We start from the raw sequence: 25977 nt of genomic DNA, 5'->3' as shown, positions 1-25977 counted from the left end.
AAAAAGCAAGTACGCACAAAGCTAAAATTGTGCGTACTTGCTCCAAATTACAAATCGATCTTGCTGCAAATATCCAGCAGTATGCGTCTGCCTAATACATCAAAACATTTACAGCTTCACGCGCTGGAGACGCAGCGCATTCAGCACGACCGAAACAGAGCTGAATGCCATGGCCGCTCCCGCCAACCATGGAGCAAGAAAGCCTAAAGCAGCAATCGGAATGCCGATCACGTTATAACCGAGCGCCCAGAACAGATTTTGCCGTATGTTTGTCATGGTCCGCCGGCTCATTTCGATCGCGTCCGGAATGCTATTTAGGTTACCACGCATGAGCGTAATATCGGCAGCCTCCATGGCCACATCTGTACCCGTGCCCATTGCCATCCCTATATGAGCTGTAGCCAGCGCCGGCGCATCGTTAATACCGTCCCCGACCATGGCTACGATCTTGCCCTGTTCCTGAAGTCTCTTTACCTCTTCGGCCTTTCCTTCAGGCAACACTTCCGCCAGCACCCGTTCAATTCCCGCCTGGGCGGCAACGGCCCGCGCCGTCCTTTCATTGTCACCCGTAATCATGATGACTTCAATGTTCATCGCCCGCAGACGGGCAACAGCTTCTCGTGACGTTTCTTTAATTGTATCCGCGACGGCCACTAATCCGGCATAGGAACCATCCACAGCGACAAGCATCGCCGTTTTCCCTGCGCCTTCCAGTTCATTCATTTGCTGCTCGGTTGAGTCATCAATCGCGATGCCTTCCCTGCTCATTAACCGGCGTGTGCCCACCAATACCTGCTTGCCTTCCACAGAGGCCTTCACACCATAACCCGGAATATTTTCAAAATCCGTCGGGCTCACTAGCTCAATACCTCGATCAGCAATCCCTTTTACAATAGCTTCTGCCAGCGGATGCTCCGAGCTTTTTTCTGCCGCACCGAGCAATCGCAGCAAATCCGTTTCAGCCAGGCTGCTTGCGCCAACCATAACATCCGTTAGCTCTGGCTTGCCGTTCGTAACCGTACCTGTCTTATCCAAAATCACTGCGTTGACGGAACGGGTCATTTCCAAATGCTCGCCGCCCTTGAACAAAATACCGTACTCAGCGGCACGTCCCGATCCTGCCATAATGGACGTTGGGGTAGCCAATCCGAGCGCACAAGGACAAGCAATGACGAGAACTGCAATCATTTTCTCCAATGATCCTGCAAAATCAGACGGTGTCACAAGGAAAAACCAGACGAGAAACGTCATCACGGCAATAGCAACTACGATGGGAACAAAGATACCCGAGATTTGATCCGCAATCCGCTGAATCGGGGCCTTGGAGTTTTGCGCATCTTCCACGACCTTAATAATACGGGCCAACGCCGTATCACCACCCACACGCTCAGCCTGGATACGAAGTACTCCGTTTTTATTGAGCGTGGCTCCTGTGACTGGGGAACCCTCTCCTTTTTCAACCGGAAGACTCTCGCCACTTAACATGGATTCATCCACTGCCGAACGCCCATCCACGACTACACCATCGACGGGAATTTTCTCCCCTGGACGCACAATAAAGATATCCTTCACACGCACTTGTTCAATCGGTATATCTAGCTCTTGTCCATCACGTACCACACGTGCCGTTGTCGCCTGTAGGTTCATCAAGCTCTTGATCGCCTCAGACGAACGTCCTTTGGCTACCGCTTCGAACCATTTACCGACCAGAATAAGCGTAATGAGTACCGCGCTTGTCTCGTAATACAGCTCTGGCATGGTCATGACAGGCATTCCCGCCATTCCCTGCATGACATCAGACGGACGCAGGGTAAGGTACAAGCTGTAAAAATAAGCCGCAGACGTACCCAGTGCAACTAACACATCCATATTTGAACTGCCGTTGCGAAGCGCTTTATACGCACCCACATAAAACTGCCATCCAATGATGAACTGAATGGGTGTTGTCAGTACAAGTTGAAACCATGGATTCAAGAACAGTTCCGGTACATAAATCCATGAGGTAAAGGAAAAATGAGCCACCATCGCCCACAATAACGGAAGCGACAGCACTGCCGATATTATCCACTTCCATTTTTTACGTTGGATATCCTTACTGCGAACATCCGCAATATTGTCCTCAGCACTCTGTGGGATCGCTCCGTAGCCCAGCTGTTCAATCTTGCTTACCAGATCACTAACCGTAGTACTCCCAGCAGAATATTCCACATGAGCTGTTTCCATCGCCAAATTAACCGTAGCACCTGTTACGCCTGGTATTCGGTTTAATCCTTTTTCAATTCGAGCTGCACAGGCTGCGCAAGTCATGCCCGTCACATTCAAATTGGCTTCTTCACTCACAGTTCCAAAACCAAGAGAAGCAATTTTATCGCGGAATTCAGGGATTTCCACCTGCTTGGGGTCATAGGATATAGACGCCTGCTCCAATGCCAAATTCACATTAGCCTGCGCCACTCCGTCTATTCGGTTTAAACCTTTTTCAATACGGCTTGCGCAGGCTGCGCAGGACATCCCCGTAATATGAAGTGTTGTATGCTTATCACCGTCGGTCGCGCGGTTTTCCATGGTAGTCCTCCTTCTACATACCCCAGTGGGGTATATTGTGTTCAAAAAGAAAAAGCTCCTTACAAGGAAGCTTCTTCTTCGAACAAATCTGTTCACGCATCATACAGCATCTTAATCTTAAACAACATCATAGCCTTGGTCTTCAATGGCTGTTTTCAGCGCTTCAACACTCAGCTTGGATTCGTCATATTCTACACTTACTTGTTTCGTTTCGAGGTTGACCTTGCCGGTAGCGCCTACTTTTTCCAAAGCTCCTTCTACGGCTTTCACGCAATGATTGCAGCTCATGCCTTCTACGTTCAATGTAACTTGTGCCATTTTCGTTTCCTCCTCAAGGGTACGTCCATACCCATAATGTGTATATCTGCTACTTTTAACGGATTAGCTTCTTAACCGTAACCAGCAGCTCATCAATCACTTCCTGCTCTCCTGCCTGCATGCGCTCAATGACACAGCTTTTCATATGCCCTTCCAGCAGTAGCTTGCCGACACCATTCAGTGCCGACTGAACAGCCGCAATCTGGTTCAGCACATCGTCACAGTAAGTGTCCTTCTCAATCAAGCCCTTAATCCCGCGTACCTGCCCTTCAATACGGTTTAACCGGGATACAAGGCTGTTCTTGAATTCCGCCGAATGATGACTTTTTCTAACTGTCTTCTCCCCATCTGTTCCACAATGAGTCCCGTGGACTTCAGTGTGGGAAACAGGTTGCTCCTCAGCCATACATCAGCCTCCTGTGTGGTGTAATGCACTCATGCATTTAATATAATCCCATCATAATATACCCCCGAGGGGTATGTCAACATTCCTGAAAAATGTCACCATTTTGCCTTGTTTCACACTTTTGAGCGTGCTTCCTTGGCAAGTACAACAAAGCTTAACAGCGCACCAAGCTCAGCTATAGCAATAACAACCGCCATCGGTACGGGGGTTGTTCCACTACCCAAGCCTACCAACGGTGAAGCGATGGAGCCCAGCAATAGAGGCAGCAAGCCAAGCATGGCGGACGCACTGCCTGCGGAACGCTGCTGACTCTGCATGGCCAGTGAAGTCGTCGTTGTACTCACAATACCTACGCAGGATACGACAAAAAACATCGGAATTAATACAGCTAACAATTGGCCTCCGGTAAAAGCTACGGTAAGCAAGCTGATCCCGGCTACAGCCGCAATTATCAGACCTGACAAGAGCAACTGTCGTTCGCTAAATCGACCCACGAGTCTACCCGTCAACTGGGAAAACAGTACAATCCCCAAACCATTCACCGCAAAAATGATGCTATACGTCTGGGGAGAAACCCCGAAAATATCCTGAAGCACGAAAGGCGAGCCAGCGATGTACGCAAACATCGCCCCTGTAATCAGTGCCTGCGAGAGGGCATAACCCATAAAGCGCCGATCTGCAAATAGATGACCGAGTGTTCCTAGCGTCTGCTTCAAGCCACCGGATGAACGACGGTTCGTTGGCAACGTTTCTGGAAGACCCAATACAACGGCAATTAGCATGGCCACACCAACTACACACAGCACCATGAAAACACCGCGCCAGGAAACAAAATTCAAAATGACACCGCCCAGCACAGGTGCAGCAATGGGAGCCACACCATTCACCAGCATGAGCAGTGAGAAAAAGCGTGTCAATTCTTTGCCCGAGTACAGATCACGGGCCACTGCTCTGGAAATCACGATCCCCGCCGATCCCGTAAGCCCTTGAATAAAGCGAAGCGCAATGAGCACAGCGATATTTGGAGCAAACACACATAACAGCGATGCCGCGGCGTACAGAATAAGCGAAATCACCAGCGGTCCTCTGCGCCCCCTCACATCGCTAAGCGGACCAGCAACGATCTGACCAACGGCCAGTCCCAACAGACAGGCTGTCAAACTAAGCTGTGCCAGCGAAGTAGTCGTATGCAAATTGTCGGCTAATGTAGGCAGTGACGGCAAATACATATCTATGGACAATGGTCCGAAGGCACTTAATGCACCCAGAACAAAGGCAATCCATAATATTCGTGATTTGGTCATATCTGCGGCAACCATTACCGTATTGGATAACCGATTCATGATAATAATCATCCTTTTCACTAAAATATAAATAATGACTTCAATATATTATGATATCATTCATTTCATCTGGCTTCGAATAATTACACGCTAATCCGCGATTTTTTTTCAAAATTGCTATAAATCAGGCAGGAATTTACCAATTTCAGGTCGAATTACACGGTAACCAAAACAAAAAAATTGTAGAATCTGGAGAATGATAATGGTCTATGATGGAGTGCTGCTGGGTCTCATTGTAGGCCTGTTCAGAGGAGGCTGGCGACAAGGTCTGATCCGTTTCAGTCATATTCGCCTTGTAGCCGGTTGGATGTTCCCCCTGCTGCTGGTGGTTCAATTCATTATTTTTTATGCTCAGGAAAAGTGGGCTTGGCTGGCAGCCATTAATGGGTATCTATTTATGGGAGTCTACGTGGTCGGATTGATATTTCTCTGGTTGAACAGACATCATAAGGGATTCAAGCTTATTTTAATCGGCGTGTTGATGAATTTTATCGTTATGGCAGTGAATGGCGGCAGGATGCCGGTCTCGCTGAGCGCTTCTGAAGTACTGGGTCCCTATTATACAGATATGCTTAAATCCGGCAGTGTCATCTCGAAACATTACATGATGGATGCGAGCACACGTTTATCATTGCTTGGTGACATCATTCCCCTTTCCAAGCCCTATCCCCGCACGCAGGTGATTAGTATTGGAGATGTCGTCATGAACTTCGGGATGTTCCTGTTTATCCAAAATGTGATGGTCGTAAAAAGAAATAAGGATAATCAACAAGAAACCAACCCCCACCATGCCTAGTTCAGAGCTTATTCCAAGGAAGGGAGGGAACCGTATGAAAAACTTGAAATACTCCCGTGTGATTATCAATGCTATTATCGTTGCTTCTGTCGTAATCGCGTTGACTTCCGGTTACAAAATTGGAGGCTAGTCACCGATAAAGAAAAAAAGGAAGCACAGGCTCAACAAAACAGGCTGGATTCCGGCCTGTTTTTTCATGTGAAATTTTCGATTACAAAATTGTAAATTATCCCATTCACCCCTGGTAGCTTTGACATCAAGATACGACAAGGCAGGAGAAAAAATGATGAGTATATTAAAAAAGCTGCAAGAACGGGTTACCACGACGGGAATATACGTATTTTTCATGTGTATGGTAGGCCTGATCGTTCTCTTGTATACGAACCATTGGTCCTTTTTGCACTATTCGACGACAGAGTGGGTCACGATCTATTCCCTGTTGGGAGCAGTTCTGATTCTGGAGCATTTTACATTCCAGTTGCCACCAGCCAGTAACAAGCAGTCCATGGATTCCTCCGTGTACCTCGCTTGTATTTTTGTGCATGGCACTGAAATTGCCATTTTGATTTTGCTGTTCAATGTGATCATTGCTGCGTTTCGGCATACAGAACTGTCCTGGTGGAAACATGCCGTCAATTTTTCCATTTACGCACTTTCCATTTTCCTGTCGTCAACCGTGTTCGAACTAAGCGGCGGAACGCAGGGAGCCTTGAACGAGGACCATTTTGCTTCCTACCTGCTCGCATTGATCTGCTACTTTACGGTAAACACAATCACCTTGGGCATCTACTTCTATATCGCATATAAAGGGTCGTTCAATGAGCTCAAACAGGCTTTTTTGGCAGAATCCCTGCTTGTATACTTATGTACACTCATCCTGTCTTTGGTCTTGACCACGCTGATTTATTACAACGGCATTTTAGGACTTTTGCTGTTCTTGGGGCTAAGCATGCTCTTATCCCACGCGTTCAAGCAAATGTTCACGATGTATCGTGAGATTGAAGAAAAAGCCAACACGGATCGCAGAACAGGGCTGTACAATCACAGCTACTTTGAAAATACACTTGAAGCTGAACTAAATACATCCAGATCGCAGAATACTCCCCTAAGTCTGGCGCTGATTGATATTGATGATTTCAAAAAATACAATGATCACTTCGGTCATCTCAAGGGCGATCAGCTACTGGGGTTTCTCGGTGAGTTTCTCAAAAAGGAAACGTTCGGTACTCATATTACCGTATCCCGCTATGGTGGAGAAGAATTCACTTTGCTTATGCCCGATCATACTGCTGAACAAGCTTATGAAAAGGTCAATGCTATCCGAAAAAAACTGAATGATTCCCGTTACGAGGGAGTTGAAATTTTCCCACACGGGTGTCTGTCCTTCTCCGCAGGCATTGCACAAAGCCGCATTGACATCTACGACAAATCACAGCTGGTCGATCTAGCGGATAAAGCACTGTACTATGCCAAGAAACAGGGCAAAAATATCGTTCATACACACGGCAGTCTAAATGAAGTGGAACGCGAGGTCGATCTCGGACAGGATATTCGTGATCTGGAGCAGCAGCTTAATCTATTCTTGTACAAGGATATTAACACCTTCAAGCATTCCAAACGTGTATTCAGATATGCAGCGGACATGAGCGATGTGCTTCAGCTCGGTCCGAAGGATAAGCGACGTTTTTTACTGGGAGCCCTCATTCACGACATTGGCAAACTGGAAATACCCTGGAATATTCTTAATAAAAAAGAGAAGCTGTCTAGCGAGGAATGGCGGATGGTACAAGCTCATGTCATGTGGGGCAAACGTATTGTCGAAGCCAATGAACGATTCATAGATTTAGTTCCTTTTGTGGAGCTGCATCATGAACGTTATGACGGGGGAGGCTATCCGTTTGGCTTTAAGGGCGAGCAAATCCCAAGGCTGTGTCGGATGCTGACGATCATCGACTCTTTTGACGCGATGACAACAGAACGTCCCTATCAACCGACCAAAACATTCGAGGAGGCCATCGAAGAATTGCGTACTTGTTCGGGGAGCCAATTCGATCCCGATCTAACGGCTATTTTTATCCAATATATTCAACATAAGCAACCTGCTTTCACGCAGTCTATAGAAGCAGGCATCTAATGTCTCATACACTATTCCACTTTATCCCTACTGTGAAAGAAATCCAGGCGATTTCTTTCACAGTAGGGACTTTTCATAAGAGTGGCATTTTGCATCATGCTTATTATTTCAAATTTCATATAAATGTCATAATTCGCTCCATCTATTCACGCTATATGCACTATGATTAAGATAGGAATTGGTTTGTCCGTATAAAATGCTACAAATGAGGATATCCTCGCTTCAAGTAATCGAGAGAAGGTGACTTCACAGGCATGTTGTACCTGTCCAGACCAGCCCGTGTGGCTTGTCTTTTATTGCTGTGTCTCCCTCTTCTGTTCCTGTTTCCTCACTCATCGTGGGCTCATGCATTTGTCGTTGAATCCAGCCCGACCGAAAATCAGGTTTTGGACAAGTCCCCTTCTCAGGTGACTATCACTTTCAACGAAGATTTGCAGTCTGCCTTCATGTCCATCAAAGTGACTGATGAAACAGGCAAGCGGGTCGACACAGGAAAAGCACAGCTCAATCCAGAGCACCAATCCACCATGGAGATCCAATTGATTCCAGGGGTGAAGAATGGAATTTACACCATCACTTGGAGAGCTTTGTCCGCAGATGGACACCCAGTCAATGGAGTGATTCCATTTCAAGTAGGTAGCGGTTCCAATGCGTATACCGATCAAGCTACCCCTTCTGAAAGCTCTGGGACATCACGAATCGACTTAATTGCTGTCCGTTGGCTCCTTTACATAGGGTTATCGCTGCTGTTTGGAGCGATTTGTTTCCGACTGTTCCTCTTACCGAGCATAAACCGAGCCAAGAATCGCAGTGAACAGCAGACGCTTAGTCATCGACCCTCTGACACATTACCCCGTTGGACTAAGCTGCTCTGGAGCGGCTACGGCATAACGTCTGCTGTCATTTTAATTAGCCTACCGCTTCAGGCGTCTTGGGATGCCGGAGTCTCCATCGGGGAGGGCTTCTCACTCCCTATTCTGGGAGAAGCTCTTCAATTTACGGGAGCAGGGCAAATCTGGTTTATCCAGATGATTCTCGTGCTGCTTCTAAGCGTAACGCTAATTTATGCGATCGATCCCAGCATTTCTGATCGCCAGCGCCGTGTTTGGGGCTACAGCTCCGTTTTACTCACGCTGAGCCTCATGCTGTCCAAGGCCTTTGTCGGGCATCCGGCAGCAGTCACCCACCCGGCTCCAGCCATTGTGGCAGATTTCGTCCATCTTGCAGCGTCAGCTTTTTGGATCGGATCACTTGCCGTCATGGTGGTGTGTCTGCCTGTTGCCGGATTGGAGCTCCCTGTATCCGTGCAGGCAACTCTGCGACAAACGGTCCTGCGCCGCTTCGCTGGCTGGGGCATGGCTATGGTGGCGGCGCTACTCGCCACTGGTATCTATGGAGCGGTGCTGTACATTCCAGCTCCCTCCATGCTGCTGAACACATCCTATGGACTCGTTCTGCTTGGTAAAGCAGCGCTACTGCTAGTGATGCTGGTCTTCGCAGCCAGCCAGTTTCGCAGCGCTCGGCAAGCGGCGGCGAGCAAGCGAGCCGTCGGAGGATTGCGTACCGAGCTGTCCGTCGGTCTGCTCGTGATGCTACTGGCAGCGGTGCTCACTCACCTGTCACCTGGCCAGGCACCTGCTGTACCGTTTGAGGAGACTCGCACTACTGGCGAATACAGCGTTACACTGGCAGTCAGCCCTAATGCTGTGGGCAGCAATGAATTTAAGGTATCCGTTCAGGATAGCAAGGGGGCTGCCGTTTCAGGAATCCAGCAGGTCACATTAACGCTTATCCCAGCTAATCCTGACCAAGATCAACAGGAATTTGTCTTGCCCGTGAAGCAGCAACAGCCTTTCCGCAGTCAGGAATTGATAACCTCCGAAGGAACATGGGCGGTAAAAGTACATGCTCTGACAGCATCACTCGATGCGGTTGATGCTGAATTCACTCTGCAAGTAGAAGGTAAAAAATAATTATTTTATTCTTAAAAGGAGCGAAATAAATATGAATACAACGATTCAAACAGCAAAATCCAGGTTGTCCAGGTTAGCAACTTCCATGGGTTTAATTGCGGCTGGTGCCTTGCTTTTTGCAGGTATGGCCAGTGCGCATGTGACGGTCAAGCCTTCTGTTTCACAACCTAATGCGTGGGAAACGTACACGTTGAAAGTGCCTGTGGAAAAAAACATTCCAACCACTAAAGTGGCCTTGAAAATTCCCAAAGAGGTCGTTTTCAAACAATACGAGCCAGTACCGGAATGGAAGGTAGCCACCGAAAAAGACAGCTCTGGCAAAATAACTACCGTCACCTGGACGTCCGAAAAAGACGGAATTCAAGCGGGTCAGTACCAACGCTTCAGCTTTGTAGCACAAAATGCAGATCAGAATACTGCAGCAGCCTGGGACGCCTTCCAATATTACAGTGACGGAAGTATTGTGGAATGGACAGGCGATGAAGGAAGTAACAATCCTCATTCCATTACTACAATCACGGCGGATGCCACACCGGAAACTCCTGCTCCTGCCGCAGACAGCGGACATGATTCGGCAGGCACCGCAGAGGGTCATGCAAGCACAGATACGGCTAAAGATAGCAGCAGCACCGCACCTACCTCGGACAATGCTGCTGAGGCTGCCCCTGCTGCTTCTGCTCCAGCCAGCTCTGCTGCACAAACCACAGCACTTGTCCTCTCGATCGTAGCAGTCGTGCTTGGTGCAGCAGCAGTAGGCATTGCACTCAAGCGCGGCAAGTAATCGGGGTTACAATAAAATATAAAACTGTTTTAAAAAGAAAAGGCTGACACCGTTTTAAAAGGTGTCAGCTTTTTTTATATGAAAAATAACGATGTTTTTCTTATACTATTCAGCTTAAATACATACTCAGATTTATCTCATCCTATCATTTCACATTCACCTATCTATCATTTTTTTGGTAAAATGGTAGAAACCTCACGATTCTAACATGATAGCATTGCAATCTATTGAGCATAGGAGATCATAGGATGAAAATCGTAAATAAGGCTTTGTTATCTAGCGTTATCCTTCTGAGTACCGCAGCGGGCATCTATAGCCCCATGGCACAAGCGGAGGCGAGTAAGATCAGCATCATGCTGGACGGATATCCATTGCCGTTCCCTGTACAGCCTGCCATGATGGACGGCACGACGATGGTTCCCTTTCGCGCTATTTCTGAGGCTCTGGGCATTACAGTGAAATGGGATCAAGCCAGCCAAAGCATCACCGCTACCAAAACGCAAGGCAGTGCAACCAAGCAGGTAGTTCTCAAAATGGGGAGCCGCAATGCCACAGTAGACGGACAAACCGTTCAACTAACAGCCGCACCGCAAACCGTGCGCGGCAGCACGATGATTCCGCTGGGCTTTTTCGGGCAACAGTTTGGAGCCACAGTCAACTGGAATCAGGGAACACGGACAGTCTCTATTACATCGCCACGTGAAGCTATGTATACTGTAGGCTTCTATGCGCTGTCTTCCTTTGACCAAAAATCCAAAATACCGAATTTTAATGCCGTTGCCTTCGGCTGGAGCCGAATTGATACGAACGGACAATTCACAACGACTGGCAAAGAATATAAATGGCCTCAAGCCGCTGGAGCTGTAACGCCTGAGTCTATTCTACAAGAAGCAGATAGCCAGGGGACTTCCCCTTACCTGATGGTTTATTCTGTAGACGGTAATCATGAGCTAACCAAGGTTTTGGAAAATACGCAGCTTCAAGAACAAACCATTTCCCAAATCGTCAGCACTGCCACCGATAAGCAGTTCAAGGGCATTACGTTAGATCTTGAAGGATTAGGCTGGAGCGGCGATAAGGCCAAAGCTCGTTCTGATTACAACGCTTTTATTAAAAAGTTATCGGCCAAAGCGCATCACGCGGGACTCAAGCTCACCGTCGTTCTGCATCCGCTGAATAGCTCTTACACTGGTTATGATTACAAGACGCTGGGTAATCTGGCGGACGATCTGATCATCATGGCCTATGATTACGGACAAAAATCTACGCCTGAGCCACTAGATAAAGTGGACGAAGCCATACAACTGGCGTTGAAGGAAACCTCGCGGGATAAGCTCATTTTGGGAATTTCAATGGGTAGCGAAAAAGACAGCACCGTTAACGCCAAGATCGGTTTAGCCAAACGTTATGACCTCAAAGGAATCGCTATCTGGCGTCTGGGCATCATCGGAGAAACAGCCTGGGCACAGATGAACGAAGCCATCGAGTTTAAATAAGATTATATTTTATAAAGATATCCCGTTCTTATTCCGCCCGCTAATGATTCTCATGCGTCTGCTATGAAATCATCGGTGGGCTTTTTTCATGTCTATTTTAGCAAAATGCTTGCCTGACTTGGAAGTTGTCGCCACAGGCTCGCAACCCTGTTCTCCGTAGAAGACACCCCAGTCTCTCATAAAATCCAGCAACGGTCTTAACGTATCTCCCAACGGGGTAAGCGAGTACTCCACACGCGGTGGGTTCTCGTTATAAATTTCACGGTGCACAATGCCATCACGCTCCAATTCGCGCAACTGCAAGGTTAGCATCCGCTGTGTAATATTAGGGAGGGTCCGTCGAATTTCATTATAGCGCCGTGGTCCTGTGGTCAAATGATACAAGATGACCCCCTTCCATTTGCCGCCTATAATCCCAACAGTTGTCGCGACAGGACACCCAAAATTAACGCTAACTGTATGTTCCATCTCCTGTGCCATGTATTCCCCTTCTTTCTACAGGTTGTAGACTAATAGCCCCAGACCTACAAGGTACAAATATGTGCGTACTTGTTCCCGCAAAAAACTTTCTATATGATGACTATATATTCGATATCAACTCTCATTATAGTAGCAGAAAACCAATGGAGCACCAACTAAACTCAAATCTAAAGGAGTACATTTCATGTCCAATACATCAGCTAAAAAACAGGAAATTCTGGATGCCTTTCTATTCAGACATGCCACGAAAGAATTCGACCCTAATCGCATCATACCGGAGGAGGATTTTCAATTCATTCTCGAAACTGGACGACTTTCCCCAAGCTCCGTAGGATTTGAACCTTGGCAGTTTGTAGTCGTACAAAATCAGGCATTGAGAGAAAAACTGGCTGCGGTTTCCAGTGGTGGTCAAAAGCAGATCCCAGCGGCCAGCCATGTCATTTTGATTTTGGCACGTAAGGATGTCCGTTATGATTCACCTTACGTGGAGTACATGTATAAAGAGGTGAAGGGTATGTCTGACGAAGACTTTGCCTCCCTACCAGGCCGCTATAAGACTTTCCAAGGTGAAAACCAACGCCTGCTGGAAAACGAACGCACGTTATTCGACTGGGCCTCCAAGCAAACTTATATTGCCTTAGGTAATATGATGACAGCGGCAGCTCAGATCGGCATTGATTCCTGCCCGATTGAAGGCTTTAACTATGATCAGGTACATGCCATTTTGGAGGAAGAAGGCCTGCTGGAGGACGGGCTGCTGGATATTTCAGTCATCGCTGCCTTCGGTTATCGTGCTCATGAACCCAAGCGGGAAAAATCCAGACAACCACTGGAGAAGGTCACACGCTGGGTTCTGTAGCCTGCGACTCATACCCTTCCAAACCTTGGACATTAAAGCATCTAAAAAGCGGGCTTACGGCGCTTCATCTGAATGATGGACACACCGCAGCCCGCTTTTTTAGATCACTTCAATCTCTATTAAAATTCCTTTGGAAGCCAGGTTATCCAGGCACTCCTTCATATATTCGTCATCATGCTCCACATATGCGTCCGCGCCTGCCAGTTCCTCGCCTAGCTCCGCTTCCCAAGGTTCACACTGCTTACCACGATACAATGGCTGTTCCCATAGTGGATCAACATTGTATCCTCTGCTTTTCATTTCGTCCATAATGAGCTTATGATAGCGTACCAGCAGCATGGGGTGATAGTCGAACACATAATTCACTGTGGCGTGTGGCTTTCCCCACCCGTTCCCCCGCAGGGCACAACACTCACGATGTTGTCCCAACAGTTGGGGACGGGGGAGCTTGCCAATCAATTGTTCATGCCAAAGCCTCATGCTTCCACAACCTTATCTGTAGCTTTTTCTGTATTATTGGATTAGCATACGGATACCTGTCAGTACAATACCGATCAGGAAGCCTGTTACTGCGCCGTTAATACGTATCCACTGCAAATCCTGTCCCAGTTTGTCCTCCATCAGTGCAATCAGGGATTTGTTGTCCATTTTGTCTACATTTTCGCGCACCAGGTTACCAATCCGGCTATGATTGGCTTCCACGAGACTAGTAATTCCTTCCACGATTCGTGCATTAATTTTGTCCAGCAATTCGGTATTCCCTCTTAAATCAGCCAGCATCCGATCCAGTAACGGTAAAATGTAGGTCGGCACATAGTCTTCGTCTTCCATATAGTTCAATAAGCGGGTACGAAGCTCTTCCATTTTACCGAGCACGGACGCTTCGCCTTCCCAAGCTTCAATCAGGCTATCCTTCCAGCCGTTCAGCCCTTCCTGAACCGTATCCTTCGTTGCCAATCGGGTCACCTGTGTTCTTAGACCGTCGATCACTGCCAGACGGCGCGGATGCTCTTCCCTTTGCAGCTCTGCTACCTGATCCAGCAGGAAATGACGAATCATTTCACCCATGCGCTCTTCGTTCAGATAGCCGAGGAAGGCGTTCAAGGCAAATTGCATCAGCCCGCTCACCTGCAAACCACTGACAGCCTGCATCCCTAAGGTGCCAAGTGTATAGCCTGTTTCCGGTCGCAAAAGCCAGGATTCCGCCTGCTCCAGCGTGTAATCCAGTGCACGAATATCATAGCCCTTCTCACTGGATTGGCGGGCAAGCGCCTCCAGTAGTGGTCCGGCATCGATGTCCGTCACCTGTCGCTTGATCTCAGCCACGATAATCGGAGCCAATTCCGCGAGCGGGAGCGACTGGACGAGTCGCTTGGCGAGCACATCTATCGATGCTGCCGCTTCTGGTGTACGCAATCCTTTTTCCACACCGCCCAGCATCAGCTCCGCCAAACGAATGTCCGCGATTTTAGAAGCAATGCTGTCTTTGTTCAGCAAGTTATTTTCCACCGTATTCACCAATGCATTCGTGAGCTTGTCCCTATTTTTGGGGAGAAGCGCCGTATGTGGTATCGGGATGCCTAGCGGATGACGGAACAATGCTGTGACAGCGAACCAGTCTGCCAGTCCCCCTACAAGTCCTGCCTCAAAGGCTCCGGCTAACAAACGAGCCCAGCCATATTGCTGGAAGGGCACGGTGGCTGCAAAGCCTGCCCCTAGAATAACGAGCGACCAAGCCGCTGCGGTTTTCGTATTTTTGGGTTTTTCCATCCTGTAATCCTCCAAACTGACTATCGATAAGTTAAGCAACTATACATATATTACCCATCATATCATTGCCTGTGTAATTTCCAAAGTTGAGAGCACTTATAATTCAACACATAAGGACATTTTTTGCGTAATTTTTTATGCATATATCTCTCTTTTTTACATTCATGTTCGTGAACCAAATCACAACACTGGGTCCAAAATCTCATTTTCAATAATAAGCCTTACGAACCATTTTATCAGAACCAAGTCCTAAATTTCTTAAACCGAAAGGAGAAGTGAATGGAAAAGTTGAATGGGCATGTAAGATATTTTTTTCAACACTATCCTATATTTGACCCCAGAAAGGATTTGAATCCATGATGACCTCAGAATTCTTTCAACAATATTCGACCTTTTATACGGATAACCAGGTTGAATATCCATAAGAAGCGGGGCTTCTATAAAACTCACACACATAATTTGATATATAGACATATTTAATGTGATAAAATAAACTTTTATAAATAGTAAATCATGTTTAATCAGCCATTATATATTGGTAAATCAAACCAAGATAAGCTAGATAAAATTGCTTTTTTGTAAAGGAATTGAATATGACAACAGACCAAAAAAACACCGAGGGCCTCTGGAACGGCGAACCTGTCGTAATTGTGCGCACTCCCTCCGCTTTTGCCAAGCAATCCCTTTTATATATTCAGGAATTAGGCTATTTCCAAAAAACCTCTGATTTTACAATAGAAAGGAAAGAACTCACCTCCTTTTTGCTTGTTTTTACGCTGTCTGGTAAGGGAGAATTACTGTACCGGGACAAGAAGTATATTTTAAAGCCTCATGATTTGTTTTTTATTAATTGCGATGAATATTTACAATACAGCACCTCCGGTGATGAAGCCTGGGAGTTTATCAGCTTATACCTGTACGGCAACCTGATCGAACATTTTTATGAACAATTTGCCAAGCATAATAAACCGGTAATATCCCTGCACAATCCATATGTTATATTGGACAAGCTGCATGCTCTAATCTGCGGGCAGTCTGATCGAAGCCTTTCCGGCGAGCTGCTGACGTCCAGACTCATTGGTGAAATACTGACGTATATTTTGCAGCATCCTTATGATCATCGGTATGTAAATGCTGGAACGCTCAGCGAAGTACGTCAGGTGCAGCAGTATTTGGACCAGTCCTACTGTGAGCGAATTACGCTGGACTCGCTGGCAGACATGTTCAACCTAAACAAATTTAATCTTGCTAAAAATTTCAAAAAACAGATTGGATTTTCTCCAATTGATTATCTCATTAATGTCCGGATCACAGCCGCTCAGGGATGGCTTAAAACCAGTGACATATCCATTGTGGATATCGCAAGGTACGTTGGGATTCCCAATACGAGCCATTTTATCAACCTATTCAAGGAACATGTAGGGGAAACACCTCATTCCTTCCGTAAAAAATGGGGAAACCGCTCCAAATTGTAAATAGGAGGTCTCCTGTACTCCGTTTGATAGACGATAGACGCACAAGCTATTCAAGCTAATGGCAAAGCTGTCGAAAGACAGTGACGCAAAACTATAGGGCCTTCCTACTCGGATGGCAGCCAGTTACCAGGTGAACGAGCTTTTTATTATGCCTTTTTACATAGCTCCATCACAAAATTGCTATACCTCTCTCGAAGAAAAAACCTTGATCACTATGATCAAGGTTTTTTCTGTTGGGGTAGTCATGTCAACCTAGCATGCTGAATATACTAATTTCGAACTAGGAGGAGGGAAGGAAAACAATATAACACAACATAATCGCCGAAGCTTTCCATATTACGATGAATAGGAGAATCACTTGGAGCATGGGAACCAAAATAAATGTCATGATTATTGCCTTATTGCTCATTGTCCAAAGCTTTTTCAGCACCACACTGGCTTACGCAGATCCTCCTGCCCCTGAACTGCCGCACAGTGCTGTATCCGATCCTACAACCGTTACGGATGCTGTATATGCGGTCCCAAACCCTGAACCCCCTAAGGAGGTTCCGCCAAACACTGTCCCTTCCGTGCAAGGAGCAGCTCATTCAAAGTCTCAAAAGGAAGCAGCTCCCCAGAGTATACTAACGAAGTTGATTCTAACGGACGAAGCCGGACGTGTCATTGATGCGGTATATAATCCAGGTAGTACGTTCGACATTGGATCAGCCATCCAACTTGGCTATGAATGGGAGCTTCCTGACGATGCTTATAAAGCAGGGGATACCTTCACCTTTCACTTACCAGAACAGTTTGTCATCTACACTGATATCTCATCTCCGCTAGTGACTACAGACGGGACCGTGGGGTTCTTTACAGTAGATCGTCAGGGTAAGGTCATCATGACCTTTAACCAATATGTAGAGAACCATTCCCATATCAGCGGCAAACTGCAAATTAAAACCGAATTCACAAAAGAAACGGTGAAAGGCAGCACAGAAGTCATCATTGCGATTCCAATTAAAGGCGGGGTTCAAACGGTCATCGTAAATGTGAAACCCCAGTCAGGGCCAACTTTAAGCAAGCAAGGAAAAATAAATGGCACCCACCAGATCGACTGGGCCATTGATGTGAACAAACAGCTAAACACCGTTAAACACGCCCTCATTACCGATCCAACTCCTTCAGGACTGGAACTCGTGAGAGGCTCTATCCGACTCTATCATCTGCAAGTCAATATCGATGGCACGACCGTTGTCAAAGACCTAGTGAATGCGAGTAAATACGCCATTGAATCGGATCAAGCCGGGACCGGATTTGCAATTCGTTTTCAAGATGCTAGCATTAGCACTGCCTATCAGATCCAATACTCCACCCGCATTACTGGCAACGAAACTCGCTTTTCCAACACAGCGACGCTTTCAGGGGATGCGATAGATAACGTTGCTGCCACCGCTACAGTTCAGGTGGAGCGTGGTGAATTTTTGTCCAAAAAAGTTGAAAAGTATGATCATGCCACACAAACACTCTCGTGGGCCATAAGATATAACTTTGGCGAGACAAAAATCCCCGAAGCCAAAGCCCTTTTAATTGATCATTTCAACAAAACTCAAAAATTGCTGCCCGGTTCTTTGAAAGTATTTAAGGGAAATACACTGGAGGAGCTTCCATCGTGGGCGTACACCGTCATCCCGGTTGACTATCCCGACCGTAACGGCTTCAAACTTCAATTCAACTTCGACGTAGATTCAGCCTATACCATCCGATATCAGACCCAGGCTAGAGGCCGCGTCTATGAAGATGAAAAAATTACAAACATCATCACCACAGATGGAACCCAGAAGATCATATCGACGGAAATCACAAGCGGAGTTATGACTAAAATGTATGACACTCCCAATTACAACACGAAAGTCATACCTTGGGTGATCACCATTAATACAGACTCATACACCATGAAAAATATTGTCATTAAGGATGTGTTCCCTAATGGGGGCCTCGCCTTGTTGCCCGACACCCTGAAAATTCAAAGTGTTGACGGTACAACGGAACTACTCGCGCCCATGGATTATGAGCTAGTTCCACGATCAGCGGACTATAAACAAGGGTTTACACTTATTTTTCATAAAACGATTCAGAAAGCTTATACGATCAAATATTCAACTCTCTACAACAATGATTGGAAAACAGATACGACGAAGCCCGAATTTCGCAACAAATCCTTTATAGATTATCAGTATGAAAATGGTGAAACATCGTCGCATGAGGTGGAATGCCCGATCTGGCCGGACTTTATGACACAACGGAACGGGGCCAAGCAAGGAAGCTATGATGCGAGCTCCAAACTCATTACCTGGGATATTAAAGCCAACTATAATCGCAAGATCCTGAATCATGCGGAAGTGAGAGATGTCTTATTGCAAGGTCAGAGGTTACTGCCTGGCTCCGTAAAAGTATACGATATGACCTTGCTGGGATGGTGGGATGGCGTACAAAAAGGGGCTGAAATCCCGGCAGATCAATATACGACGATCCTCCCCACTGAGCAAAATGGTAATGAATTGCGTATCCAGTTCAAGAAGCCGATACAGACTCCGTACTGGATTACCTTTCAAGCTTCATTGGAAGGAGAATTGATTGAAAAGGAAATTCATAATCGCGCTCTTCTACTGGATGGACAAAAAACCGTCTCCGATTGGGCAGCCCAAGTTACGGTACCTCATGGCGGGGAATATGTGTCTAAGGCCGGCGCACAAAATGGAAATAAGATCGACTGGAGCATTCGTATCAATGAAGGACAATCACATGTGTCCAACGCTAAAATAGTCGATCAGCCTAGCAACAACCAAATCTTAATTGAAGATTCCTTTCATTTATACTCTGCAATCATGGCTGCCAATGGAAATACCACCAAGGGCACCGAATTAATCAAAAACCGAGATTACTGGCTTCACATCAAGACAGACACTCAGGGCCAGCAAACTTTTGAGCTTACTTTTGCCAAGGATATTTCCACTGCTTTTATTCTTGAATATCAATCGTTCATTCATGCTGAGGATAAAGCTAAGGTGAGCAACAAGGTTGCTTTTGCAGGAGATCGTTTGACGACAGAACTGCGGGAAACCAGTCAGGAAATCATCGTACGAACGTCTTCCGGCTCCGGTTCTGGTGGGGGCGTAACCGAAACCCTTGAGCTGACCAAGGTAGATCAGGATGCTCCCAACAGGGTACTGCCTGGCGCCCGGTTTGCGCTCTATGATAAGGGACAAAAAAGAGCACCGCTTATACAAACGACCAATGCGGAAGGCAAAATCATCTTTTCCTCCTTGCTTCATGACGATTACATTTTGGAAGAATTGGCAGCACCGGAGGGGTATGAAATAACAGAGGGTAAACTTGAGATCAGAATAGACGCAGCACTCCAACAAAGCTCTGGCATAAAGAAGGTTGTGATCACCAATCGTAAAGAAAAGAAAAACGAACCCGAAACACCTGTAGACCCAGGCACACCTACCCACCCAGAGCCGTCTCCCCCAGCGGGAGGCTCCGGAAAAAAACATGATAAAGATCCCGAGGTGCCCGTGACACCATCTATAACCGTTCCTCCGTCACTGCCAAGGCCTCCGGAAGGCATTGTCCCTCCACAGAAGGAACCCGCACCCACACCGCCACCAGCAGCCCGGGAGGAACCCAAAGCACTGCCTGAACCACCAGCCGTCATGCCTCATCAAGATCCGTCTCCTCCAGTGGAGCCGAACGACGAGCCCAAACCTAAAATCCGTCTCCATGATCCGGAGAAAGAGCCGGAGGAGCCACCTGCAGTGCATCAGTTGCCCCAAACAGGTGAAAGTAGCCCCGTTCCGTTTTATTTGGCAGGCATTGCCATGATTATAAGCGGCGTATTTTTGAAATTTAGACGGACAAACCAAAAATAAATGCAATCTACCTGCCCTGATCTTCCGTCTCATTCCCGGTTGGAATGAGACGGAAATGGGGCATTTTTTTCAAAGTATGTATCATCCGTACATTGCTTAGGGGAGATGAGGTTGCTGAATCTGCGTAAACTTTCCTATCTGTTTATTGGGTTGGGCTTACTCTTTATTTTGTTTCCTAAAGCGACCGAATGGAATGAGGAACGAGAACAACACAAGCTGTTACAAGCAGCGGAGTTATCACTAGAAAAAAGCAATTCGGTATTGCCTTCTAGTCTTGCAGACAGCTATGCTCGCTTGTCCACTCGGGTAGCGGAAGCTCCGGTTAGTGAGGCACGGCAACATACCTTTCCATCCCCCGCTCCCAATGCCAGCGTTAATGAACAAACTCCTATAGCCACTATTAGCATAAGTCGTATTGCTTTAAAGCTCCCTGTGTTGGAAGGCGCAACGAGGAAAAACATGAAATATGCGGCAGTACATATGCCGGAAACGGGAAAGCTGGGACAAGTGGGGAATGCTGCTATTGCTGCTCATCGAGCCCGTACTCCCGGACGTTTATTTAATCGTCTTCATGAACTGAAGATTGGAGATAAAATTATTGTTAACGCTCAAGGTAGCCAGTATATGTATAAAGTTTACAGCATAAAGGTAGTCGATCCAATGGACGTGTCTGTTCTGAAAAGCTTCAAAAACCATAAGCTGCTCACGCTAATTACATGCGACCCTCTCGTGAATCCCACCCATCGTCTCATTGTTCAAGCCAAGTTAAGCACCTAAACCTAGCTAAATCGCCCATTCCTATGGATAAAATAAATCAGGCGGGCTATTCCTGCTCGTTTACAGAAATACACCCGCCATAGTTCACATCATGCTTCAGTTGAATTCTTGGCAATCAGCTTGAAATCATCAAAGTGGAATCCTGGTGCAACAACACAGGTTACCAGCACAGGCTCATCCCCCAGCGGACGTGCCGTTTGCCATACTGTTCCTGGTACGAGTGCTTGTGGATGTTGTCCTGCCTCCACATCTGCACCAACGATAATGACCGTTTCTTCGCCAGGTTCTTCTCCGCTTCCACCCAATTTTAGCTCTATAGGACTTCCGCTATGGTATAGCCACAGCTCATCAGAATGGACCACATGCCACTCGGAGAACTCACCCGGATGCAGCAAGAAATACGTAGACGAAGCTGCAAAGCGCGGACCGGAATACACATCCGGCAGTACAGGCTTCGGAATTTGAAAATTGGCCTTCCACATCTCTTTGTACCAGCCGCCTTCTGGATGGGGCTCCATGCCCAATGCCGTGACTAGCGGTGAAATAGCTTTCGTCATTGTCTATCCTTCCTTTACCCTAAATTCCTTCTCCCCTACTGTAAAACATAGCGCTGCTTTTGTCACGTTTCTCCCTCTGCATGTCGAAGGTCAACAAACTATGTCAGATTTAATAACATTAAATTTGTGGATTCATACTCGTTTTCATCATATAAATAACAGTAAACTAGTAAAAATACATTCAAAAACATATTTCACGTAAAGTTTATTGACATAAAATCTTGTTTTTTATTGTAAGCTTATAGTATCATGAGAGAAATTTTGAAATTCTAATAGAGCTTAATCATGTCAGTCGTCTACTAAGCGATGTATTCAAGTCAAAAAAGGGGTGAGCTCTCTGATCCATTTTCGCAATGTCAACAAGCATTACGGTCACTTTCATGTACTTAAAGACATCAATCTTCAGATTAAGGAGGGCGAGGTCGTTGTCATCATCGGTCCCTCCGGCTCAGGTAAAAGCACCCTGCTTCGCTGCATCAATCGTCTGGAAACGATATCCGATGGGGAGCTAATCGTTAACGATGTCCCTGTGCATGACAAAAAGATTGATATTAACGCCTTCCGTCGCAATATCGGGATGGTATTCCAACATTTCAATCTGTATCCCCACAAAAAGGTGATTGAGAACATTGTACTGGCACCGATGAAGGTACTGGGCATCCCGAAAGAAGAAGCTATTCAAACAGCCCTCACCTATCTGAAGCGTGTCGGAATCGAGGAAAAGGCACAGAGCTACCCCGCCCAATTGTCCGGTGGACAGCAGCAGCGGGTGGCAATCGCCCGTGGACTCGCCATGAATCCGAAAATTATGCTGTTTGACGAGCCTACTTCAGCCCTGGACCCCGAAACCATCGGAGAGGTGCTGGATGTCATGCGCTCGCTTGCCCATCAGGGCATCACGATGGTCATCGTCACTCATGAAATGGGCTTTGCCCGTGAAGTGGCAGACCGCGTGATTTTTATGGACAAAGGACAGATCCTGGAAGACAGCCAACCTGCTGAGTTTTTTCAGAATCCGGGTGAAGAACGGGCTCGCCTGTTCCTGAGCCGTCTGATTCATCATTAAACAGACTATTAATGGAATAAAAATCGAAAGGGGATCATCTTGATGAGAAAAAGATTTCAGTGGAGTACTTTGGTGCTGGTTGCATTATCCTGTCTGCTCGTCTTGGCAGGCTGTGGAGGCAAGCAAGAAGCAACAACGCCAGGAAATGAGGCAGCAGCTTCCAACGGGCTGGAAGCCATCAAACAGCGTGGCAAGCTGGTCATTGGGGTGAAGTACGATACCAAGTTGTTCGGACTAAAAGACCCGGCTAGCGGGAAGGTCGAGGGCTTTGATATCGACATCGCCAAGGCTGTAGCCAAGCATATTTTTGGTGATGAAACCAAGCTTGAGCTCAAGGAAGTCACGTCCAAAACACGAATCACCTTACTGCAAAATGGGGACATCGACGCTATTATCGCCACGATGACCATTTCGGATGAACGCAAAAAACAGGTCGATTTCAGCGATGTCTACTTTAATGCAGGGCAATCCCTGCTTGTGAAAAAGGGAAGCCCGATCACAGGTCTGGAGTCCCTGACTCCCGATACCAAGGTACTCGCTGTTAAAGGCTCTACCTCCGCAAAAAATATCCGCGAAAAAGCGCCCAAAGCAACGATTTTAGAGTTTGAAAACTATCAGGATGCCTTCAACGCCCTCAAGGCAGGTAAAGGGCAAGCGCTGACGACCGATAACTCTATTCTGCTTGGCATGCAGCAGCAAGATCCGAATTATACCCTAGTAGGCGGGAACTTCACAGAGGAACCTTACGGTATCGCAGTGAAGAAGGGACAAACCGAACTGCTGCAAGCCATTAATGATACGATCAAGGAACTGAAAAGCAATGGTGAATACGATAAGCTGCATGAGCAATGGCTTGGGGTTAAACCCGAATAATGATCTTGTGAAGGAGCCGCGATTGCGTGCTCCTTCCTTTCTTAGCTCTGGATAAGGAGGTATACCCGTAGATGCTTACTTTTGATATCAACGTACTTCTCGATCATGGCGACCGTTTTAGAGAGGGCTTGCTTCATACCGTTCAAGCTAGTGTTATTGCCTTGATCGGAAGCTTTATTCTGGGCGCTATCATTGCCATCTTCCGAATTGCGCCTTTTAAATGGCTAAACTGGATCGGTACTGTCTATGTAGAGGTCATCCGCAATATTCCATTGCTGATTGTCGTACTGTTTTTTTATCTCGGTCTTCCCACTTTGGGCATCCCCTTGGATGGCTTTGTATCTGGAACGCTTGGATTGACTGTGTACACAGCCTCTTTCATTGCAGAAGCTATACGTGCCGGCATTCAATCTGTACCCAAAGGACAATTTGAAGCGGCAAGATCCTCCGGGTTGAATTACAACCAGACGATGATCAGCATTATTTTACCGCAAGCCATCAAAATTGTACTGCCTGCAATCGGCAACCAATTCATCAATCTGGTCAAAAACTCTTCCGTGCTGGCCATTGTGGCCGGACTGGATCTCATGTATTACTCGGATCTCATTAACTCGGATACCTTCCTGCCCATCACAGTCTATGCGATCACGGCACTGCTGTATCTTATATTGACGGTTCCGCTCAGCTTTCTTGTACTCTATATGGAGCGACGCCTGTCCAAAACATCCTAAGGAGGGAAGCCCGTATGGATTTCAGCGGATTGTTTGTATGGCCTAATGTGCGTTTTATACTGGAGGGCTTCCTGCTCACGCTGGAAGTTGCCATTTACTCTATCATATTCAGCTTCGCTCTTGGTATCGTATTCGGCATTCTGCGCTATACCCGCTTACCTGTGCTCTCACAGGTTGCAGCCTTTATCATTGATCTGATTCGCAATCTGCCCTTATTGCTCATTATTTTCTTCATCGGCATGGTTTTGCCATCCATCGGATTTTCAATTTCCCTCAAGTGGGCAGCCATTACAGGACTGTCAATCTTCGAGGGAGCCATGATCGCCGAGATTGTGCGCAGTGGTCTGAATTCGGTCCATAAAGGACAGGTGGAAGCCGCACGTTCCTCCGGTCTAAGCTATTCTCAAACCTTATGGCATATCATTCTGCCCCAAGCGCTTCGTCGCATGGTGCCCCCGATTGTCAGCCAGTTCATTTCCCTATTTAAGGATACGTCACTGGCTGTCATTATCAGTTTGCCGGAGCTGACGCATAACATTCAGATCGTCGGTGGGCAAAATCAATCCTTTGTCATTCCAGCTCTGCTGTTCGCTGCTTTCCTGTACTTTGCCGTTAATTACAGTATGTCACTGATTGCACGCAGGTTGGAGGTTCGTACACATTAAGGCTTGTGATACTCATCACGGTTGCCATTAGTTGGAGCGCTCTGTCAGCACAGCTTGTATCTTATCTATCAATCGTTTCACTGCTTCTCCCTGGTAACGGTCAGCTCGATAAATCAACTCTAGCTGACCTTGAGGCGCACCACGCAAAATAGGCACCGTGCAAAAATGCGAACGATCCAGTTCGGCTGCAAGGGACTTCGTCTGTAAGGTTACGGCAAGTCCCTCCTGCACCCAGCGCAGGATTGAAGCTATAGAATTGGTTTCCAAGACGGTTGCAAAGGGATACCCGCGATCACGAAAGCATTTCTCAATCAGCTTCCTGCCGGGATGGCATTCTGGCTGCATCGCCCAGGGGACATGCCTCAATTCGTCCAGCATAATGGAAGAACGGTTGGAAAATGCATGGTTTACCGGGACAATAAGACAGTAGTTCTCTGTGCGAAGAGGAAGCCGGACAAGCCTTTCATCTGTACCCGAGTGTAGGGTGATGCCAACATCCACACGGTTATCCAGCAGCTGTTCTGTTACATCAAAGAATGGGCAGATGTGCAAGCTGATTTTAGGAAATGACCGATGAAAATGGGCAAGCATCTTTTGCAAAGGCTCCTCCAGCTCAGGTAATGCGATACCAATCCGTAAACTTCCGCGTTGCTCGGTACGCAGCTCCTCAATGGATGCCTTTGCTTGCTGTAATCCCTTGAGCGCATGGGCACTGTGTTGTAGCAGCAGTTTACCGGCATCTGTCATTTTAATTTTCTTGCCTGCGCGGTCAAAGAGCGTCATGCCCAGTTCCTCCTCCAGCGCCTTAATTTGTAAGCTAAGTGTGGGTTGAGAGATACCGATCTTTTCCGAAGCCTTCGTAAAATGCAGTTCCTCGCATACGGCTATGAAGTATTGAAGCTGACGTATTTCCGTCTTCCTTCTCTCCCTTCGAAAATCCAAGAATGTTTGCATGAACAGGTCAAAAGAAGCGCGAGATCGGATCATTCCGGTTCGCG

General features: G+C 46.9%; 22 protein-coding genes and 1 riboswitch. Of the genes, 13 read left to right on the top strand and 9 right to left on the bottom strand.

What is annotated here, in order from left to right; all coding sequences use genetic code 11:
• Positions 1–108: 108 nt before the first annotated feature.
• From MMB75_RS23600 to MMB75_RS23585, 4 genes are all read right to left on the bottom strand, one after another.
• Complete coding sequence (locus MMB75_RS23600) at positions 109–2565, bottom strand: heavy metal translocating P-type ATPase (protein WP_031462699.1); 2457 nt, start codon at positions 2563–2565, stop codon at positions 109–111.
• Between the two features lie 117 nt (positions 2566–2682).
• Positions 2683–2883, bottom strand: coding sequence for a copper ion binding protein (locus MMB75_RS23595; RefSeq protein WP_016818841.1), 201 nt, complete (start codon positions 2881–2883; stop codon positions 2683–2685).
• A 55-nt stretch (positions 2884–2938) separates the two neighbouring features.
• Entirely contained in the window at positions 2939–3289 is a 351-nt protein-coding gene (locus MMB75_RS23590) for a metal-sensitive transcriptional regulator (protein ID WP_016818842.1), read from the bottom strand.
• Between the two features lie 113 nt (positions 3290–3402).
• Positions 3403–4632 carry a multidrug effflux MFS transporter gene (locus MMB75_RS23585; RefSeq protein WP_019685926.1) on the bottom strand — a complete coding sequence of 410 codons (1230 nt, stop codon included), beginning with the start codon at positions 4630–4632 and terminating at the stop codon, positions 3403–3405.
• A gap of 202 nt (positions 4633–4834) precedes the next feature.
• On the opposite strand from MMB75_RS23585, the gene MMB75_RS23580 reads away from it, so the two are divergent.
• The 5 genes from MMB75_RS23580 (at position 4835) to MMB75_RS23560 (ending at position 11812) form a co-directional block, all read left to right on the top strand.
• Positions 4835–5428 carry a DUF5317 domain-containing protein gene (locus MMB75_RS23580; protein ID WP_025363828.1) on the top strand — a complete coding sequence of 198 codons (594 nt, stop codon included), beginning with the start codon at positions 4835–4837 and terminating at the stop codon, positions 5426–5428.
• A gap of 283 nt (positions 5429–5711) precedes the next feature.
• The gene (locus tag MMB75_RS23575; RefSeq protein ID WP_039268785.1) at positions 5712–7562 is read left to right on the top strand and encodes a bifunctional diguanylate cyclase/phosphohydrolase; all 1851 of its coding nucleotides are present in this window, start codon (positions 5712–5714) and stop codon (positions 7560–7562) included.
• A 254-nt stretch (positions 7563–7816) separates the two neighbouring features.
• Entirely contained in the window at positions 7817–9535 is a 1719-nt protein-coding gene (locus tag MMB75_RS23570; RefSeq protein WP_045245243.1) for a copper resistance CopC/CopD family protein, read from the top strand.
• 31 nt (positions 9536–9566) lie between these two features.
• On the top strand, positions 9567–10316 hold the full coding sequence (locus tag MMB75_RS23565; RefSeq protein WP_045245242.1) for a YcnI family copper-binding membrane protein: 750 nt from the start codon (positions 9567–9569) through the stop codon (positions 10314–10316).
• A gap of 248 nt (positions 10317–10564) precedes the next feature.
• Positions 10565–11812, top strand: a complete 1248-nt coding sequence (locus MMB75_RS23560) for a stalk domain-containing protein (protein ID WP_257126588.1) — start codon at positions 10565–10567, stop codon at positions 11810–11812.
• Positions 11813–11881: 69 nt separating this feature from the next.
• Here MMB75_RS23560 and MMB75_RS23555 read toward each other — a convergent pair whose 3' ends face one another.
• Positions 11882–12292, bottom strand: coding sequence for a winged helix-turn-helix transcriptional regulator (locus tag MMB75_RS23555; RefSeq protein ID WP_016818850.1), 411 nt, complete (start codon positions 12290–12292; stop codon positions 11882–11884).
• A 184-nt stretch (positions 12293–12476) separates the two neighbouring features.
• Between MMB75_RS23555 and MMB75_RS23550 the strand changes: the two genes are divergently transcribed.
• Positions 12477–13151: an NAD(P)H-dependent oxidoreductase gene (locus MMB75_RS23550; RefSeq protein WP_277511168.1), complete on the top strand. Its 675-nt coding sequence runs from the start codon at positions 12477–12479 to the stop codon at positions 13149–13151.
• A gap of 99 nt (positions 13152–13250) precedes the next feature.
• Here the strand turns inward: MMB75_RS23550 and MMB75_RS23545 are convergent, their stop codons facing one another.
• Positions 13251–13631 (bottom strand): TIGR02328 family protein, encoded by a 381-nt coding sequence (locus MMB75_RS23545; RefSeq protein WP_016818852.1) that lies wholly within the window; start codon positions 13629–13631, stop codon positions 13251–13253.
• A gap of 33 nt (positions 13632–13664) precedes the next feature.
• Positions 13665–14921, bottom strand: a complete 1257-nt coding sequence (locus tag MMB75_RS23540; protein ID WP_016818853.1) for a DUF445 domain-containing protein — start codon at positions 14919–14921, stop codon at positions 13665–13667.
• Positions 14922–15514: 593 nt separating this feature from the next.
• Here MMB75_RS23540 and MMB75_RS23535 point away from each other — a divergent pair.
• The 3 genes from MMB75_RS23535 to MMB75_RS23525 all read left to right on the top strand — a co-directional run bounded on the left by MMB75_RS23535 (position 15515) and on the right by MMB75_RS23525 (position 21087).
• On the top strand, positions 15515–16396 hold the full coding sequence (locus tag MMB75_RS23535) for an AraC family transcriptional regulator (protein WP_016818854.1): 882 nt from the start codon (positions 15515–15517) through the stop codon (positions 16394–16396).
• 50 nt (positions 16397–16446) lie between these two features.
• Positions 16447–16527, top strand: a riboswitch (cyclic di-GMP riboswitch).
• 234 nt (positions 16528–16761) lie between these two features.
• On the top strand, positions 16762–20310 hold the full coding sequence (locus MMB75_RS23530; RefSeq protein WP_277511167.1) for a collagen binding domain-containing protein: 3549 nt from the start codon (positions 16762–16764) through the stop codon (positions 20308–20310).
• Between the two features lie 111 nt (positions 20311–20421).
• Positions 20422–21087, top strand: a complete 666-nt coding sequence (locus MMB75_RS23525; RefSeq protein ID WP_045245239.1) for a class D sortase — start codon at positions 20422–20424, stop codon at positions 21085–21087.
• Between the two features lie 89 nt (positions 21088–21176).
• On the opposite strand, the gene MMB75_RS23520 is transcribed toward MMB75_RS23525, so the two are convergent.
• Positions 21177–21644, bottom strand: a complete 468-nt coding sequence (locus MMB75_RS23520) for a cupin domain-containing protein (protein WP_016818857.1) — start codon at positions 21642–21644, stop codon at positions 21177–21179.
• A 328-nt stretch (positions 21645–21972) separates the two neighbouring features.
• Between MMB75_RS23520 and MMB75_RS23515 the strand changes: the two genes are divergently transcribed.
• From MMB75_RS23515 to MMB75_RS23500, 4 genes are all read left to right on the top strand, one after another.
• Entirely contained in the window at positions 21973–22710 is a 738-nt protein-coding gene (locus MMB75_RS23515; RefSeq protein ID WP_017427181.1) for an amino acid ABC transporter ATP-binding protein, read from the top strand.
• 42 nt (positions 22711–22752) lie between these two features.
• Positions 22753–23583, top strand: coding sequence for a transporter substrate-binding domain-containing protein (locus tag MMB75_RS23510; protein WP_045245238.1), 831 nt, complete (start codon positions 22753–22755; stop codon positions 23581–23583).
• Between the two features lie 71 nt (positions 23584–23654).
• Positions 23655–24314: an amino acid ABC transporter permease gene (locus MMB75_RS23505; RefSeq protein WP_016818860.1), complete on the top strand. Its 660-nt coding sequence runs from the start codon at positions 23655–23657 to the stop codon at positions 24312–24314.
• 14 nt (positions 24315–24328) lie between these two features.
• Positions 24329–24979, top strand: coding sequence for an amino acid ABC transporter permease (locus MMB75_RS23500; RefSeq protein ID WP_019685912.1), 651 nt, complete (start codon positions 24329–24331; stop codon positions 24977–24979).
• Between the two features lie 27 nt (positions 24980–25006).
• On the opposite strand, the gene MMB75_RS23495 is transcribed toward MMB75_RS23500, so the two are convergent.
• Positions 25007–25966: a LysR family transcriptional regulator gene (locus MMB75_RS23495; protein WP_016818862.1), complete on the bottom strand. Its 960-nt coding sequence runs from the start codon at positions 25964–25966 to the stop codon at positions 25007–25009.
• Between the last annotated feature and the right edge of the window lie 11 nt (positions 25967–25977).

It is taken from the genome of Paenibacillus sp. P2(2022), from assembly GCF_029522175.1.
Taxonomy (GTDB): domain Bacteria; phylum Bacillota; class Bacilli; order Paenibacillales; family Paenibacillaceae; genus Paenibacillus; species Paenibacillus polymyxa.
The sequence above is the reverse complement of the archived record's forward strand: the minus strand, read 5'-3'. Positions and strand labels throughout refer to the sequence as shown.